Here is a 14,823-nt window from a genome sequence, read left to right as displayed (position 1 = left end):
TGATGGCATGATCGATCCATTCGGGCGGCACATTTCCTATCTGCGCGTGTCGGTGACGGACCGCTGCGACTTCCGCTGTGTTTACTGCATGGCGGAGGACATGACCTTCCTGCCCAAGGCCGAGCTGCTGACGCTCGAGGAGATGGATCGCCTCTGCAGCGCGTTCGTCCAGAAGGGCGTGCGCAAGCTGCGCCTGACCGGCGGCGAGCCGCTGGTGCGCAAGAACGTGATGTGGCTGATCCGGCGCCTGTCGCGGCACCTCGAGAGCGGTGCGCTCGATGAGCTGACCCTCACCACCAATGGCAGCCAGCTCGGCAAATATGCCGCGGAACTCGCCGCATGCGGCGTGAAGCGCGTCAACGTCTCGATCGATACGCTTGATCCGCACAAGTTCACCGCCATCACGCGCTGGGGCAAGCTCGGCCCCGTGCTCGACAGCATCAAGGCCGCGAACGAAGCCGGCATCCGGGTCAAGATCAACACCGTCGCGCTCAAGGGCGTGAACGACGACGAGGCCTTCGACCTGATCGACTGGTGCGCGCGCGAAGGGTACGACATCACCTTCATCGAAGTGATGCCGATGGGCGACATCGGCGGCGAGAACCGGCTCGACCAGTATCTGCCGATCTCGCTGCTGCGTGCGAAGCTGAAGACGCGCTACACGCTGGATGAGATCGACTACCGCACCGGCGGCCCCGCCCGCTACGTGCGGATCGCGGAGACGGGACAGCGCGTCGGTTTCATCACGCCCCTCACCCACAATTTCTGTGAAAGCTGCAACCGCGTGCGCCTGACCTGCACCGGCATGCTCTACATGTGCCTGGGCCAGGATGATTCCGCGGACCTCCGCGCGCCCTTGCGCGCCAGCGACGACGACGCGCTGCTGATGGAAGCCATCGACGAAGCCATCAGCCGCAAGCCCAAGGGCCACGATTTCATCATCGACCGCCGCCACAAGGGCCCCGCCGTGCAACGCCACATGAGCGTCACGGGCGGATAGTAACTCTCCGTATTCGTCATGGTCGCGCTTGGTCCGACCATGAGGGAGTAGAGAGTGCGAGTATCCGCGGCGCCTCAATCGATAATAATCTGATGCGCGAAGGCGCGGCCGTCGCTGACGGTGACCTGCTTGAAACCGAGCAGCTTCAGCAGATCAAGGAACGTGGATTCATCCGGCTGGGTGTTCTGCTGAAAGAACGGGGTCGAGCGTGCGACCGATGTGAAGGTCGCAAGCAGCGCGCGGGCGCGATAGATCGTGTTCAGCTGCCCATCCGCGAGCGCGACGATGATCAGCTTGCCCGAACCATTGCCCTTGGCGAAGATCGCGTAGCTCGGGGCGTAGTGCCCGCCGACCAGCTGCTTGGTGAGGCCGATGACGAAGGCCTGCCGGCGCACGCGATCGCTATCCGGCAGCGTGTAGACCCGCGCGGGATAGTGCTCGAAGCTGCCGGGTTTCGGATAGTAATAGCCTTCGTGATGGTCGCCTTCGTCCGCTTCGACCTGGTTCTCAGGCATCATCGCGGCGGGCTGCGCCGTTGCGGTCCCACTTTTGCTGTCCTGAGCCTGAGCGCTCAGCGCGACGAAAAGAAAGCCGGCCAAAACGGCACCGACCAAGACAAGGCTGCGCAGGCTCAAACCCATGTTCATCCCCCAATCACGCCGCGCTTCCCGCGCGCGGATGGCGTCAGTATACTCCGGCCCTCGCATTAGGGGAGTCCGCCCTTTGTCCACGCCCAAGCTCGCTTTCATCGCAGGCGATAGCGTCGAGGCCAAGGAGGCCGAAGCTGCCTTGACCCAGCGCTACGGCGTCGTGGACTGGCAGAGCGCGGACATCCTGGTCGTGCTGGGTGGCGACGGCACCATACTCAGGGTCATGCACCGCGTGATCAACGACCCGAAGCCGATCTTCGGCATGCATTGCGGTACGGTCGGGTTCCTGATGAACCGGTTCGACATCGACGATCTGCCCCGCCGCCTCAGCCATGCCAAGCGCAGCATCATCCATCCGCTGCTGATGCGCGCCAGGGACCGCAACGGCCGCGAGGAGCGCGCGCTCGCGTTCAACGAGGTCTCGCTGCTGCGCCAGACCGCGCAAGCGGCGAAGCTCGGGATCTACATTGACGGCATCGAACGGCTGCCGGAACTGATCTGCGACGGCATCATCATGGCAACGCCCGCCGGCAGCACCGCCTATAACCTCTCGGCCCATGGGCCAATCCTGCCGCTGGGCGCCGGTGTTCTCGCTCTGACGCCGATCAGCGCGTTCCGGCCGCGACGCTGGCGCGGCGCGATTCTGCCGCACCGCGCGGAAGTGCGCTTCGTGATCAGCGAACGTGACAAGAGGCCGGTCAGCGCCACCGCCGACTTCCGCGAGATCCGCGACGTGCGCGACGTGACGGTGACCGAAGACAGCGGCATCAGCCTGACCCTGCTCTTCGATCCAGAGCATCACCTCGAAGAACGCATCCTGCGCGAGCAGTTCCAGGCCTAGACGCGCCGGGCCGCTGTTGCCCGGATCAAGGCAGCCGCGGCGTCTCCGGCCGTCTCCATGTAGGACGGATCGCGGTGCAACAGGACGACCGCAAAGGAGCCGTCCATCAGGAGAATGATCTGACGGGCGAGCGTCGCCGCATTTCCGATCCTCTCCGCCTCGAGCGTGGCGCGCAGCCAGTCCTCCACCCTCTTCTTGTGCGCCACCCCAGCCTTCATGGCCGGATGACCTGGCATGGTCGCTAGCTCCACCGAGGTGCGCAGGAACCCGCACCCCTTCCATTTCGGATGGCGCGCCGACACTGCGAGATTGCGGAACACGCCCCGCACCTTGTCGGCGACGCCACCCGTCGTCTCGGCGAACCAGCGCTGGAACAATGCGAGGTTCGGCTGATCGCGCCCTTCGAGATAGGCCGCCATAAGATCGTCCTTGCTTTTGAAGTGATAATAGAGCGTGCGCTTGGTGACCCCAGCCTTCGCGGCCACAGCATCAACGCTGACGCTCCGGATGCCCTCGGCGTAGAATAACTTGGCGGCGGCCGACAGGATGCGCTCGCGAGTGGGTTCAGAGGTACGTGGCATCGCTCCAATGTATACCGTCTAGTGAATATACACAATCGGCCATGCCCTCTAGCCTCTGCCGCAACGTACTTGCCGAAGGAGACGAGCTGATGTCCGACACCGTGCTTCTCGCAATCGAGGACGATATCGCACTGCTGACCCTTAATAGGCCACACAAGCTAAATGCGCTGAACTACGAGACGATCGACCAACTGCTGGCGCATCTCGACCGCATCGAACTCTTGTCCGATGTGCGGGCGGTCATTCTGACCGGCGCCGGCGAGCGGGCCTTCTCCGCCGGCGGCGACATCCACGAATTCGCGGTCAGCGTCGACAAAGGAGCTGACGCGGCAGTGCGCGATTTTGTCCGGCGCGGACAAGCGATGACTTCACGGCTGGAAGCTTTCAGGAAACCGGTGATCGCCGCGGTCAACGGCATCGCGTTCGGCGGCGGCTGCGAGATCACCGAGGCGGTCCACTTGGCGGTTGCCAGCGACCGGGCTCTGTTCGCCAAGCCGGAGATCAATCTCGGAATGCCGCCGACGTTTGGCGGCACCCAGCGCCTGCCGCGTCTGGCCGGGCGCAAGCGCGCCCTGGAGCTACTGCTGACCGGAGATCCGTTTTCACCGGCGCAGGCGCTGGACATGGGATTGGTCAATATGGTCGTCCCACCCGAAACGCTGATCCCCGCGGCACGCAGGCTAGCAGAGCGCATCATACGGCACTCACCGCTGGCGATCGGCAGTATCATCACCGCAGTCACGCGCGGCCTCAACATGAGCATTGGTGAGGGTCTGCAGGTCGAAAGCGAGCAATTCGCACGGATGGTGCCCACCTGTGATCTCGGTGAAGGCCTCGGGGCCTGGAAGGAACGGCGGCCGCCGATCTATTCCGGTCGATAACGTGGAAGAGGGCTCAGATCTCGGGCGGCAGCGACTTGAAATCCGGCGAGATCGGACTCATCAGGCCGACCGCGATGCCATCTGGGTCTTCGACGACGGCATATCGCGCGCCCCAGAATGCGTCGTAGGGCGCCTGGAGCCCGGCATAGCCGGCGGTAGTGAGATCGGCGTAGACCTCATCGACCGCTTCGCGTGACACCATGCGAAATCCAAGGACGATGCGCCCTTTGAGATCGCCGCGGCCGCGCCAGCCTTCGTTCCAGATCTGCGCAAAGGCCGTGCTGTCGAGTTCGAAATCGACCTCGCCGCTGCGCGCGTTGACGTGATGCGTGCCGGTGGCCGTCCGCCAGACCGCGGCATCGGCGATTTCCACGCCCAGCCGACGATAGAACGCGATCGACGCTGCCGGGTCGCCGCTGACGAGATTCAACTGGCCAAGGGTCGGTTTTGCCTTTGGCATCCTTCTCTCCGTTCAAGCGTCGGTGAGAACATGCACTGCCCGCTTGGCCACCAGGTTCTTGGTTCTCTCGCCGTAAGCCTTCATGTGCGGGGCGACCGCATGGGCCTTGAGTGCCGCTAGGCTCTCCCACTTTTCCACCACAACGAATGTATCGGGACCAAAGGCCGGATCGGCGCCGTCCACGTCGACGACTGGGCCATATTCGATGCAGCCGATCTCCGCATGCACGGTGGGCACGATCGATTTGAAGGCCTGCAACAGGGTACCGCGTTGACCGGGCTTGGCGGTGATGATGGCGAGGACGTGAATCATGCAAAGTTTCCTGGCAATGGTGAAAGCTTATTCTCTATCCCGCACATAATCCGCGATGGCGCCGATCAAACGGTCCATGTCCTGCTTGAACGCGGCGAAGTCCGCGCGCTTCTCGATGCGGTCCTCGTCCATGTAGAGGGCTCGGTTGATCTCGATCTGCAGCGAGTGGCGCTCTTCGTGCGGCCGGCCGAACCGTGCGACCAGCTCCGCGCCCTTGAAGGGATCGTTCAGCGCGACGCGATAGCCGAGATCGCACGCCACCTCGGCCACGAACGCGGTGAAGTCGGCATCGCAGCTGGTGCCGTCGCGGTCGCCCAGCACGATGTCGGCGCGCGGAATGCTCTTCCCGCGCTTGCGCCCGGCCGAACGCATGGAATGGCAGTTCACGTGCCAGGCTGCACCATGAGCCTCGTGCGCGCTGTCCAGCAGCCTCGCAAGTTCCAGGACGTAGGGCCTATGGAACCCTTCGATGCGCGCCAGGATCTCTGCCACCATCAAGGGCCGATCATAGATGTCGACATTGCCCTTGATCATGCGCCGGACCAAGCCAAGCCCCATTTCCGATTTCTCGCTGGCGATGATGGGATGCGGCCAGGGCTCGCCCAGCATGGTCAAGTCGATTTCATGCTCGTGCCGGTTGGGATCGATGTAGGCGCGCGGGAACAAAGCGGTGAGCACGGTCGCCCCATGGCTCGGCCCGCTTTCGATCAGCTCGTCGACAAAGGCGTCCTCGGCGCGGCGGAGCAGCTCAACCGGAACGGCATGGCCGAAATCCTTCGGATAGTCGCGCCCGCTGTGGGGTGAATCGAAGACCAGCGGCAACGCCAGGCCCAGCGGTCCCCGGCTCAACAAGACCCCCGGCACATGACGCCCCAGGGTTGCGCGATCGGTATCGGCCAACGGCAGCATGACTTGGTTCGGCTTGTTATTGTGGAGTCAGGCGCTATTCTTGCTTTATTGCCTTTCACGTCAACAGGAAGCGGATCGTGGCTGAATATCCGCGCAGCACGGAAATGCTGCGCCGTCTGGTCTCCATCGACACAACCAGCCGGAACTCCAATCTCGAATTGATCGACTTCGTGCGCGATCATTTGGACCATTTCGGCATCGCCAGCGAATTGGTCCCGGACGCGACCGGCAAGAAAGCCAACCTCTACGCCACCATCGGTCCTACCGACCTGCCGGGCATCTGTCTCTCCGGCCACACCGACGTGGTACCGATCGACGGACAGGATTGGTCGACCGATCCCTGGATCCTGACCGAGAAAGACGGCCTGCTGCATGGCCGCGGGACCTGCGACATGAAGGGCTTCGTCGCGGTCGCGTTGACCTGGATCGAGCAATTCGCGCGCGGCAATCTCAGGACGCCGGTTCACCTGCTGTTGTCCTATGATGAAGAGGTCGGCTGTCTCGGTGTGCGCGGCGCATTGGAAAAGCTGAAGCACATGCCGGTCAGGCCCAAGGGCTGCATCATCGGCGAGCCGACCGAAATGCGCGTCACCACCGCGCACAAGGGCAAGAAGAGCGTGCGCTGTCACGTGCACGGCCATGAATGCCATTCCTCCCTGGCGCCCAAAGGCGTCAACGCCATCGAATATGCAGCGGAGGTCATCGCTTATCTCAAGTCGATGGCGCGGCGCTTCGCAGCGGAGGGGCCGTTCGATCACGAGTACGACGTACCCTGGACGACCGTGCATACGGGGATCGTCCATGGCGGCACCGCGCTCAATATCGTGCCCAAGGATTGCCGCTTTGATTTCGAGTTCCGCTATCTGCCCGGCGTTGATCCGGAAACCCTCTACGAGGAGGTCCGCAGGTTCGCGGAATCCAAGCTGCTGCCCGAGATGAAGGCCGTTACGGTCGATTCCGGATTCTCGTGGGAGGAGATCTCGGCGTTTCCCGGCCTCGATACGCCGGACGATACCGAGATCGTCGTGCTGGCCAAGGCGCTCGCCCAGGCCAACGCAACCGTCAAGGTCGCGTTCGGCACGGAGGCCGGCCTGATCCAGGAGGCCGGCATTCCCGCGATCGTGTGCGGACCCGGCAGCATCGATCAGGCACACAAGCCGAACGAATTCGTCGCCCTCTCCCAGCTCGCCCAATGCGAAGCCTTCATGGACCGCCTTCTTGCGCGGCTGAAGGCGTGAGCGGGATGCGGCGCAAACGCCTTCCGCTCTCTAGCGCAAGACCGGACGCATCACCTTTTCTCCCTCCCCCAAGTTGGGGGAGGGAATTTAGGTTTGAGCCTTCGACGTCCTTTGATCTGCCATGCACGCCCCATCCCTGACTCGCGCCAAGTTGATGACCTTGGCGATCGGCATCCCGGGTGGAACGCTGTTCTATGTCTTGAACCTGCCGCTGCCCTGGATGCTGGGAGCCATGGCGGCGACCACCGTCGCGGCGATTTCAGGCGTTCGGATTGCGTTGATGCCGCGCCTGCGCCTGGTCTTCGTCGCGATCCTGGGCATTATGCTGGGGAGCGCTTTCACGCCGGAGGTAGTCCAGGGCTTTGCGATCTGGCTCGGCAGCTTCGCCTGGCTTGGTCTCTACGTCGTGGTGGCGACTGCCGGCATATGGCTGTTCTATGGCAGGCTGGCGAAATACGACACAACCACGGCCTATTTCGCGGCCGCGCCGGGCGGCCTCAACGAGATGATCCTGGCGGGTGGCGCGCTCGGCGGCGATGAGCGGCGCATCTCGATGAGCCATGCCACGCGCATCCTGATTGCGATCTTCGTGCTCTCCTTCGGCTATCGCTGGTTCGGCGGCTATACGCCCACGGGCACCGGTGCTGCCGCCAGCAGCAACCCAATGAATTGGGTCGACTGGCTGCTGCTCGGCGGCTGCGGCGTCGTCGGCTTCGGCATCGCAAGGGCTTTGCGCATCCCGGCCTATGCGTTGGTCGGGCCGATGCTGCTAAGCGCCATTGTGCACGCGACCGGCATGACCCACTCGCGTCCCCCGGTGTGGTTGATCGCCGCCGCGCAGATCGTGGTCGGCGCGATGGTCGGCTCGCGGTTCGATGGCGTCGCGCCGCGCGTGGTCGGCCAAGCGCTCCTGCTGGCGATCTTCGCGACGGCCATCCTGCTGATCCTTGCTGCACTATTCGGGGAGGCGGTGGAGACGACGCTCGGCATCCCCTTCTCCGCCGCCCTGCTGGCGTTCGCGCCTGGCGGCCTGGCGGAGATGAGCCTCATCGCCCTGTCGCTCGACGTCGATGCAGCCTACGTCTCCAGCCATCACATCGTGCGCATCTTCATCATCGTGCTGGCGGCGCCGCTCGTGTTCCGGCTATTCAGCCGCGGCCGCTAGCGTTTTCACCGCCCTGAGATCGATCTTGCCGGTACCGAGCACCGGCAGGGCTTCGATGCGGCGTAGGTCCGTGGCCTTCGGGATCCAGATCTTCGGCAGGTCGGACTCGCCGAGCGCCTGCCAGATCAGCTGCGGCGCCATCGCCTCGTTCGCGACGTAGAAGCCGACCAGCCGCTCGCCGCGCTGTGCGTCGGGAACGGCAGTGACGCAGGCCGCCTCCACGCCCGGAGTACGCAGCATGGCCTCTTCGACCTTGAGATGCGGCACCATCTCCCCGCCGATCTTGGAGAAGCGCGATAGCCGGTCGGTGATGCGGATGAAGCCGTCCTCGTCGAGGACCGCGATATCGCCCGTCACATACCAGCCGTCGCGCAAGGCCGCCGCGGTCGCATTGTCGTCGGCGAGATAGCCGACCATACGCCCCGGTCCCTTGAGCAGCAGCAATCCCTCCTGCCCTTCCGCTAGGTCATGGCCATTCTCGGGATCCACCACTTTTGCCGTAACGCCCGGCAGAGGATGCCCAACGGTACCGGGCTTGTGGCCGACCTGCTTCTCCTTGCCATGCACGACGTTCGGCACATTGACTGAGACGACCGGCCCCATCTCCGTGCAGCCGTAGCCTTCCAGCATCTCGAGGCCGAACTTCTCCTTGAACTGCACGGCGAAATCCGGACGCAGCCGCTCCGCGCCGACCACCACGTGGCGCAGCGACTCGAAATCCTCCGGCCCACAGGTGCGATAGTAGGCCTGGCAGAAGGTGGGCGTGGAAATGAGAATGGTCGCCTTGTTTTCCCGCGCCAGCTTCCCGATGGTCTTGGCATCCAGCGGATTGGGGTGATAGACGGCCCCGATGCCGCAGACCAGCGGCACGCATAGGGTTCCCGTGAATCCAAAGGAATGGAAGAAGGGCAGCACGCCCATCATGCGGTCGTCCGGCTGGATCCACAGGATCTGCGCGATCGCCTCCAGGTTCGACATGATGTTGTGATGGGACAGCATCACGCCCTTGGGCGTCCCGGTCGAGCCGGAGGAGAACATGATGGTGCAGAGGTCGTCGGGCGTGCTCTTCCCGCCGCCCGCCATCCGCTCTATCCACGCCACCGGTAGCAGGCGTAGCGCGACGTAGTAGAACACGCGCTCGAACTTGCCGATGCTCTTCATGATGTCTTCGACAAAGACCATTCCAGGGCGCTCGTCCAGCTTGGCCTTCGCCAGGAACGGCCGCGCCGCGATGATGTGTTCGATGCCAGCCTTGTCGATTGCGGCCTGCATCGCTTCGGGCCCGATGGTGAAGTTGAGGTTGACCGGCACCTTGCCGCCGAGCAGCAGAGCCATGTTGACCAGGGCACCGCCGACGGAAGCCGGCAGCAGCACGCCGACATGGCGATTATCGGGCAGCACCTGGTCGAGCTTGCGCGCCAGCAGGAACGCACCGGTCAAGGCCTTGCCGAAGGTCACGGTCTGACCAAGGGAATCGGTCATCGCGAAGCGCCGCCACGAGCGCTTGGCCTGCGCCACGAAGCGCCGATGTACGAGGTCCACCTTCTTGCGCCGGTGCCGGAACGCATCGCCGCCCATCTCCAGCAGCTTCTGCCGCACGTCCCATGCGCGCGCCGTCGCCGGCAGCTTCCGACCGAAGGTGATGGTGACCGGATAGAGCAGCCGGCTCGGCCATTTCCAGAAGAAGCGGCCGTCCTTGAAGCTGAATATGCTGCCCCACACCTGATCGAGATGGACGGGGATCACGGGCACGTCGAGCCCCTCCGTGATCTTCTCGAAGCCGCGCTTGAAGGGCAGCATGTTGCCGGTGCGGCTGATCGCCCCCTCGGCGAAGATGCAGACGACGTGACCGGCCGCCAGTTCCTCGCGCGCGCGCCGGATCGCGCCGACGGCGCCGCGCGCACCGCCGCCTCCGGTCGGAATCGCGCGCATGAGGGTGAACAGCTTGCCTAGCAGCGGAATTTCGAAGAACGGCGCATAGACCATGAAGCGCACAAAGCGCTGCACGCACGCGCCGATCAGCAGTCCATCGATGAAAGACAGGTGATTGGCCACCAACAGTGCAGGGCCGTTCAGCGGCACGTTCTCCGGCCCAACGATGCGAATGCGATAGATGCTGTGGGTCAGCATCCAGAGGCAGAAGCGGATCAGGAAATCCGGCAGCAGGATCAACAGATAGGCAATGACGAGGAGCGCCGTCACCCCGGCGAGCGCAATGTTCACGCTGGGCGACAGGTCAAACAGTCCGCCGCTCACTGCCAGGAACCCGGACGCCAGCATGATGCCGAAGGTGTTCATCACGTTGTTGGCGGCGATGAAGCGGCCGCGCTTGCCCTCATCCGCCTTCTGCTGCAGCATGGCGTTCAAGGGCACGCTATACATGCCGCCGAAGAAACCGAGAACGGCGAGGCAGATCGCCGCCGCCGTGTAGCTCTGGTCGACGCCCGCCAGCACGAAGGCGCCGATACCCATGCCGACAGCCCCGATCGGCACCAGCCCGAGCTCGACCTTGTGGCCGGACAGGCGACCGGCCGCCAGGCTGCCGATCGCAATGCCGATGGCGATGACGGCGCCCAGCAATTGCGTCTCGGTCGGCGCGGTCTTCAGGACCTGGTCGCCGAACAGAGGAATGAGCTGCTGCACCAGCGCGCCGACGAACCAGAAGTAGCTGAGGCCCAGCACCGTCAGCCAAAGCCGGCGATTGGCATGGAGCTCGCGCAGCCCGATCGAGACGTCCCCCAGCGGATTCCAGGTAAACCGCTTGGTGCTGCGGCCCGGCGGCGTGCGTCCGACGCCGAAGGAGCAGAGCGTGCCGACGATCGCGATGCCGACGGCGATCACGCCGATCATCGGCAGATTGTCGCGGAATGCTTCGTAGATGGTACCGCCCAGCACGCCGCCCAGGATGATGGCCAGGAACGTACTCATCTCGATGAGCGCATTGCCACGCGACAGATCCCGGTCCGGCAGCAGTTCCGGCAGGCTGCCATACTTCGCCGGGCTGTAGAGCGCCGACTGCGCGCCCATGAGGAACAGCGCGACGATCATGGCCGTGATGTCACCGATGAAGAAGGCGCCGAGCGCGGCGAACATCGCGACGATCTCCAGGCTCTTGGTCGCGATCAGGACGGAGCGCTTGGAGAAACGATCGGCCAGTTGTCCAGCATAGTTGGAGAAGATCAGGAACGGCACCATCAAGGTGGCGGTGATGACGGCGACCAGCACGTCGGCATCCCATCCGCCGCCAGGCTGGCGCGCCAGATCCAGGGCGAAGAAGGTGATGGCCCAGCGATAGATGTTGTCGTTGAGCGCGCCCAGGAATTGCGCAGCCAGCAGCCACGCGAAGCCCGGATCGCGAATCAGACGCCAATAGCTGCGGTCGTACATCTTTTTCCCCCGAAGCGGCCGGACGGCCAGTCCAAGGTCCGGCACACCCATTGTCAAGATGAGTCGCGAGAGTGAAGCTCACTCGCTTAACGGTTCGTTACTTATTGGCCGACGCGCTTACCGGCCGTCGGCCAAAGTCGGTTGTTTGATAAAGCACCTCTTCCCCTTTGCGGGAGGGCTATGGCATTTGGCCAACAGTATCGTTCCCCCTCCCCCAAACTGGGGAGGGTCGGGGTGGGGGAAGCGAGCGACGATTGTCTCGCACCCAAACGCGGCTTCCCCCTCCCTAACCTCCCCCAGCTTGGGCGAGGGGATTGCGGCGCGTTCTTCATGTGCGATTGCCCTGCCCCGCAAAGGGGATTGGATGTTTTTTCGATCGTGCCGCCGAAATCAGATCGACTTGTCCTTGATGCGTTGCTTGACGAACTCGATGTTCTGCTTGGCGCTTTCGCTTTGCGGGGTAACCTTCAGGACCCGCTCGAATGCATCGAGAGCGGCCTCGTCGCGCTCGAGCTCGACGTTGATAAGGCCAAGGCCGGCGAGCGCGCCGAAATGATGTGGTTCCAGCTCGAGCGTCCGGTCGATGTCGGCCAGCGATGCTTCGTAGTCGCCGATCATGTAATGGACGGTCGCGCGCTTGTTCCAGCCCTCGGCGAAGTTGGGCGCCTTGCGGACGATGGTATCGAAGATCTTGAGCGCAGTGCGGGTATCGCCGATCGCCATGGCGCGGCTGCCGATCTGTAGCACCTGGTCCAGTTCGGCATCGCCCGTCTTGGACCAGATCACCCAGATCTGGCTCTCGATGGCCGCTGCCGCCTCGGGCGACTGCGCCGTCCGCAATTGTTCGAACAAACCCTTGAGACGCGGGTCGGTCTGGTCCGACTGCGCATCCGCGAGCCCAAGGCCGAAGATGGCAATGAGGATCGCAAGTGCATATCGCATATCGAAAGGATAGCACTCGGCGGCCGGCCTCAGCTATGCATAATGCACATCGAATCGCACTGAACGGCCGCGAACCATGAATGCCAGCCAGTATTTCCGTCACACCTATGCCACCGCGCGCGAAGCCTTCCGCCAGGCCGCAGCCGCGCGCGGGCTGAAACTGCAGAGCCATCGAAACCCCGCCAAAGGAGCAGAGGGCGAAGGGTTGACCACCGACGTCGCCCTGATCGGCCCCGAGGAGGCGCGCCGGCTGATGATCGTGCTCTCCGGCACCCACGGCGCGGAAGGTTTCTGCGGCTCCGGCATCCAGGTCGGCTGGGTCGCGGCTGCCGAGCGTCTGCCGGCTGACACCGCGATCCTGATGGTCCACGCGATCAATCCCTATGGCTTCTCCCATGTCCGCCGCGTGACCGAAGACAATGTGGATCTCAACCGCAATTTCGTGGACCACGCCTGCGCCAAGCCGGAGAACCCCGGCTACATGGAGCTGCGCGACTTCATCTGTCCCAAAGAGTGGACGGAGGAAAGCGAGCAACGGAACCTGGCCGCGCTGCACACCTATGCGCTGGTTCACGGCATGGACGCTTTAGAGACCGCGATCGCCTCCGGTCAGTACGTCGACCCGCAAGGCGTGTTCTTTGGCGGCCTGCAGCCGACCTGGTCAAACCGCACGCTGCGCGCGATCCTGGCGCCCTTCGCAGCCACGGTGAAGCACGCGGCGTTCATCGATCTGCACACCGGTATCGGGCCCTATGGGTTCGGGGAGATCATGTCGAATCACGCCGCGCGCGATCCCGGCCACATGATCATGCAACAATGGTGGGGTAGCGAAGCGACCTACTTCGACGACGGCACATCGTCATCCTATTACGTGGTAGGCGACACGCAGTTCGCTGTGAACCAGAGCCTGCCCCACGCGCAGATCGCCGGCATCACGCTGGAATACGGCACGATTCCAGAAAAAAGGGACATGATGAATGCTGTGCGCGCCGACAACTGGCTCTATCTTTATGGCGACGTCAACTCGCCGAAAGGCCGTGACATCAAGGCCCAGATCCGCGCCGCCTTCTACCAGGAGAAGGACGACTGGAAAGACATGGTGCTCGAACGCGGCCACTATGTCATGAAGCGCATGCTGCGCTGCCTTGGCGAAAGCTAGAGCCGGCCGCGCAGCTTCTCCGGCACCGGCCCCCCTGTCGCCCAATCCAACAGTTCGACCGTGTGCACGATCGGCACCTGCACGGCGTCCTCAAGCTGCTGCATGCAGCCGATATTGCCGGTCGCAATCGCTTGCGGCGCGAGGCCGTTGATGTTGGCGGCCTTCCGATCGCGGAGCATGGCGGATAGCTCCGGCTGCAGCATGTTGTAGGTGCCTGCCGAGCCGCAGCACAGATGCCCCTCGGGCACATCGGCGACCTCGAATCCCGCCTGCCGCAGCAGTTCTTTCGGCGCGGCGGTCACCGTCTGGCCGTGCTGGAGCGAACAGGCGGCGTGATAGGCCAGGCGCGGCTTCGCATTCTCCGTCCGCGGCAGCGGCCCAAGTCCCGCCAGATACTCGCTGATGTCGAGAGCCCGTTCAGAGACGGCCCGCGCGCGGTCCCGCCACTCCGGATCGTTGCGGAAGAGATAGCCGTAATCCTTGATGACCGTGCCGCAGCCGGAGGTCGTGATGACGATCGCATCAAGCCCCTTGCCCGCGATCTCGCGATGCCAGGCGGCGATCGTCTCCTTGGCGGTTTCGTGCGCCGCCTCTTCCAGTCCCATGTGATGGGTGAGCGCGCCGCAGCACCCTACCCCCTCCGCCACCACGACTTCGATGCCGAGGCGGTTCAGCAGACGGATCGCCGCCTCGTTGATCTCCGGCCGGAGCACAGGCTGCGCGCAGCCCGCCAGGATGGCGACACGGCCGCGCCTCTCTCCTTGCGCCGGGAAAATGCCGGGGTGATCCGTCGGGCGCGGCGTTGCCGGCCAGTCCTTTGCCAACCCCACCATCGCGCGCAAGCGCTGCGGCAGCCAGCGATGCGCACCGACGGACCGCGCCAGGCGCCCGCCCGTCAAGGCCAGGCGGAACAGGAACGGGCTTGGCAGGATCGTCGCCAGCAATCGGCGCAGCCAGTAGTCCGACGTCGGCCGGGCGTAGGTGTTCTCGATATGGACCCGCGCCTGGTCAACCAGGTGCATGTAATGCACGCCGGACGGACAGGTCGTCATACAGGACAGGCACGACAGGCAGCGGTCGATGTGCTTCACCTCGACCTCGCCGGCGGCGCGATCCTGCTCCAGCATGTCCTTGATCAGGTAGATGCGCCCCCGCGGCGAATCCAATTCATCGCCCAATAGCACATAGGTCGGGCAAGTCGCGGTGCAGAATCCGCAATGCACGCAGGCGCGCAGGATCTTATCGGCTTCTGCGATGTTGGGGTTGGCGAGCTGCGCCAGTGAGAAACTCGTCTGCAT

14 protein-coding genes are annotated in these 14,823 nt (G+C 64.0%); 6 read left to right on the top strand and 8 right to left on the bottom strand.

Annotated features, from left to right (window positions below; genetic code table 11):
- The first annotated feature begins 7 nt into the window (after window positions 1–7).
- Window positions 8–1,000: a GTP 3',8-cyclase MoaA gene (moaA, locus tag DTX69_RS12525; RefSeq protein WP_119301884.1), complete on the top strand. Its 993-nt coding sequence runs from the start codon at window positions 8–10 to the stop codon at window positions 998–1,000.
- Between the two features lie 74 nt (window positions 1,001–1,074).
- On the opposite strand, the gene DTX69_RS30615 is transcribed toward moaA, so the two are convergent.
- A complete protein-coding gene (locus DTX69_RS30615; RefSeq protein WP_284735724.1) occupies window positions 1,075–1,647 on the bottom strand; it encodes a molybdopterin-guanine dinucleotide biosynthesis protein A in 573 nt (190 codons plus the stop codon).
- 76 nt (window positions 1,648–1,723) lie between these two features.
- Here DTX69_RS30615 and DTX69_RS12515 point away from each other — a divergent pair, with 76 nt between their 5' ends.
- Complete coding sequence (locus tag DTX69_RS12515; protein WP_284735723.1) at window positions 1,724–2,491, top strand: NAD kinase; 768 nt, start codon at window positions 1,724–1,726, stop codon at window positions 2,489–2,491.
- On the opposite strand, the gene DTX69_RS12510 is transcribed toward DTX69_RS12515, so the two are convergent.
- Window positions 2,488–3,072 carry a TetR/AcrR family transcriptional regulator gene (locus tag DTX69_RS12510; RefSeq protein WP_119301882.1) on the bottom strand — a complete coding sequence of 195 codons (585 nt, stop codon included), beginning with the start codon at window positions 3,070–3,072 and terminating at the stop codon, window positions 2,488–2,490. The two genes, DTX69_RS12515 and DTX69_RS12510, sit on opposite strands and share 4 nt — an antisense overlap.
- An 89-nt stretch (window positions 3,073–3,161) precedes the next feature.
- Here DTX69_RS12510 and DTX69_RS12505 point away from each other — a divergent pair, with 89 nt between their 5' ends.
- Window positions 3,162–3,953, top strand: coding sequence for a crotonase/enoyl-CoA hydratase family protein (locus DTX69_RS12505; protein WP_119302071.1), 792 nt, complete (start codon window positions 3,162–3,164; stop codon window positions 3,951–3,953).
- A gap of 13 nt (window positions 3,954–3,966) precedes the next feature.
- On the opposite strand, the gene DTX69_RS12500 is transcribed toward DTX69_RS12505, so the two are convergent.
- Genes DTX69_RS12500 through DTX69_RS12490 form a run of 3 tightly spaced genes read right to left on the bottom strand, consistent with a single transcriptional unit; the run spans window position 3,967 to window position 5,634 of the window.
- Window positions 3,967–4,413, bottom strand: a complete 447-nt coding sequence (locus DTX69_RS12500; RefSeq protein ID WP_119301881.1) for a VOC family protein — start codon at window positions 4,411–4,413, stop codon at window positions 3,967–3,969.
- A 12-nt stretch (window positions 4,414–4,425) separates the two neighbouring features.
- Complete coding sequence (locus tag DTX69_RS12495) at window positions 4,426–4,725, bottom strand: putative quinol monooxygenase (RefSeq protein WP_119301880.1); 300 nt, start codon at window positions 4,723–4,725, stop codon at window positions 4,426–4,428.
- A gap of 27 nt (window positions 4,726–4,752) precedes the next feature.
- The gene (locus tag DTX69_RS12490; protein ID WP_119301879.1) at window positions 4,753–5,634 is read right to left on the bottom strand and encodes an N-formylglutamate amidohydrolase; all 882 of its coding nucleotides are present in this window, start codon (window positions 5,632–5,634) and stop codon (window positions 4,753–4,755) included.
- Between the two features lie 77 nt (window positions 5,635–5,711).
- Here DTX69_RS12490 and argE point away from each other — a divergent pair, with 77 nt between their 5' ends.
- Together argE and DTX69_RS12480 are read left to right on the top strand one after the other, a co-directional pair.
- Window positions 5,712–6,872 (top strand): acetylornithine deacetylase, encoded by a 1,161-nt coding sequence (gene argE / locus DTX69_RS12485; protein ID WP_119301878.1) that lies wholly within the window; start codon window positions 5,712–5,714, stop codon window positions 6,870–6,872.
- Window positions 6,873–6,993: 121 nt separating this feature from the next.
- Window positions 6,994–8,037, top strand: a complete 1,044-nt coding sequence (locus DTX69_RS12480) for an AbrB family transcriptional regulator (RefSeq protein WP_119301877.1) — start codon at window positions 6,994–6,996, stop codon at window positions 8,035–8,037.
- Here the strand turns inward: DTX69_RS12480 and DTX69_RS12475 are convergent.
- Both DTX69_RS12475 and DTX69_RS12470 read right to left on the bottom strand, forming a co-directional pair.
- A complete protein-coding gene (locus tag DTX69_RS12475; RefSeq protein ID WP_162917116.1) occupies window positions 8,017–11,424 on the bottom strand; it encodes an acyl-[ACP]--phospholipid O-acyltransferase in 3,408 nt (1,135 codons plus the stop codon). The genes DTX69_RS12480 and DTX69_RS12475 overlap by 21 nt on opposite strands.
- A 390-nt stretch (window positions 11,425–11,814) precedes the next feature.
- Window positions 11,815–12,366, bottom strand: a complete 552-nt coding sequence (locus DTX69_RS12470; protein WP_119301875.1) for a tetratricopeptide repeat protein — start codon at window positions 12,364–12,366, stop codon at window positions 11,815–11,817.
- A 76-nt stretch (window positions 12,367–12,442) separates the two neighbouring features.
- On the opposite strand from DTX69_RS12470, the gene DTX69_RS12465 reads away from it, so the two are divergent.
- The gene (locus tag DTX69_RS12465) at window positions 12,443–13,525 is read left to right on the top strand and encodes a M14 family metallopeptidase (protein WP_119301874.1); all 1,083 of its coding nucleotides are present in this window, start codon (window positions 12,443–12,445) and stop codon (window positions 13,523–13,525) included.
- Here the strand turns inward: DTX69_RS12465 and glcF are convergent.
- The gene (gene glcF / locus DTX69_RS12460) at window positions 13,522–14,823 is read right to left on the bottom strand and encodes a glycolate oxidase subunit GlcF (RefSeq protein ID WP_119301873.1); all 1,302 of its coding nucleotides are present in this window, start codon (window positions 14,821–14,823) and stop codon (window positions 13,522–13,524) included. The genes DTX69_RS12465 and glcF overlap by 4 nt on opposite strands.

The sequence above is a fragment of the Dongia deserti genome (genome assembly GCF_003574735.1).
In the GTDB taxonomy this organism is placed as follows: domain Bacteria; phylum Pseudomonadota; class Alphaproteobacteria; order Dongiales; family Dongiaceae; genus Dongia_A; species Dongia_A deserti.
This window is presented reverse-complemented; position numbering and strand designations above follow the sequence as displayed.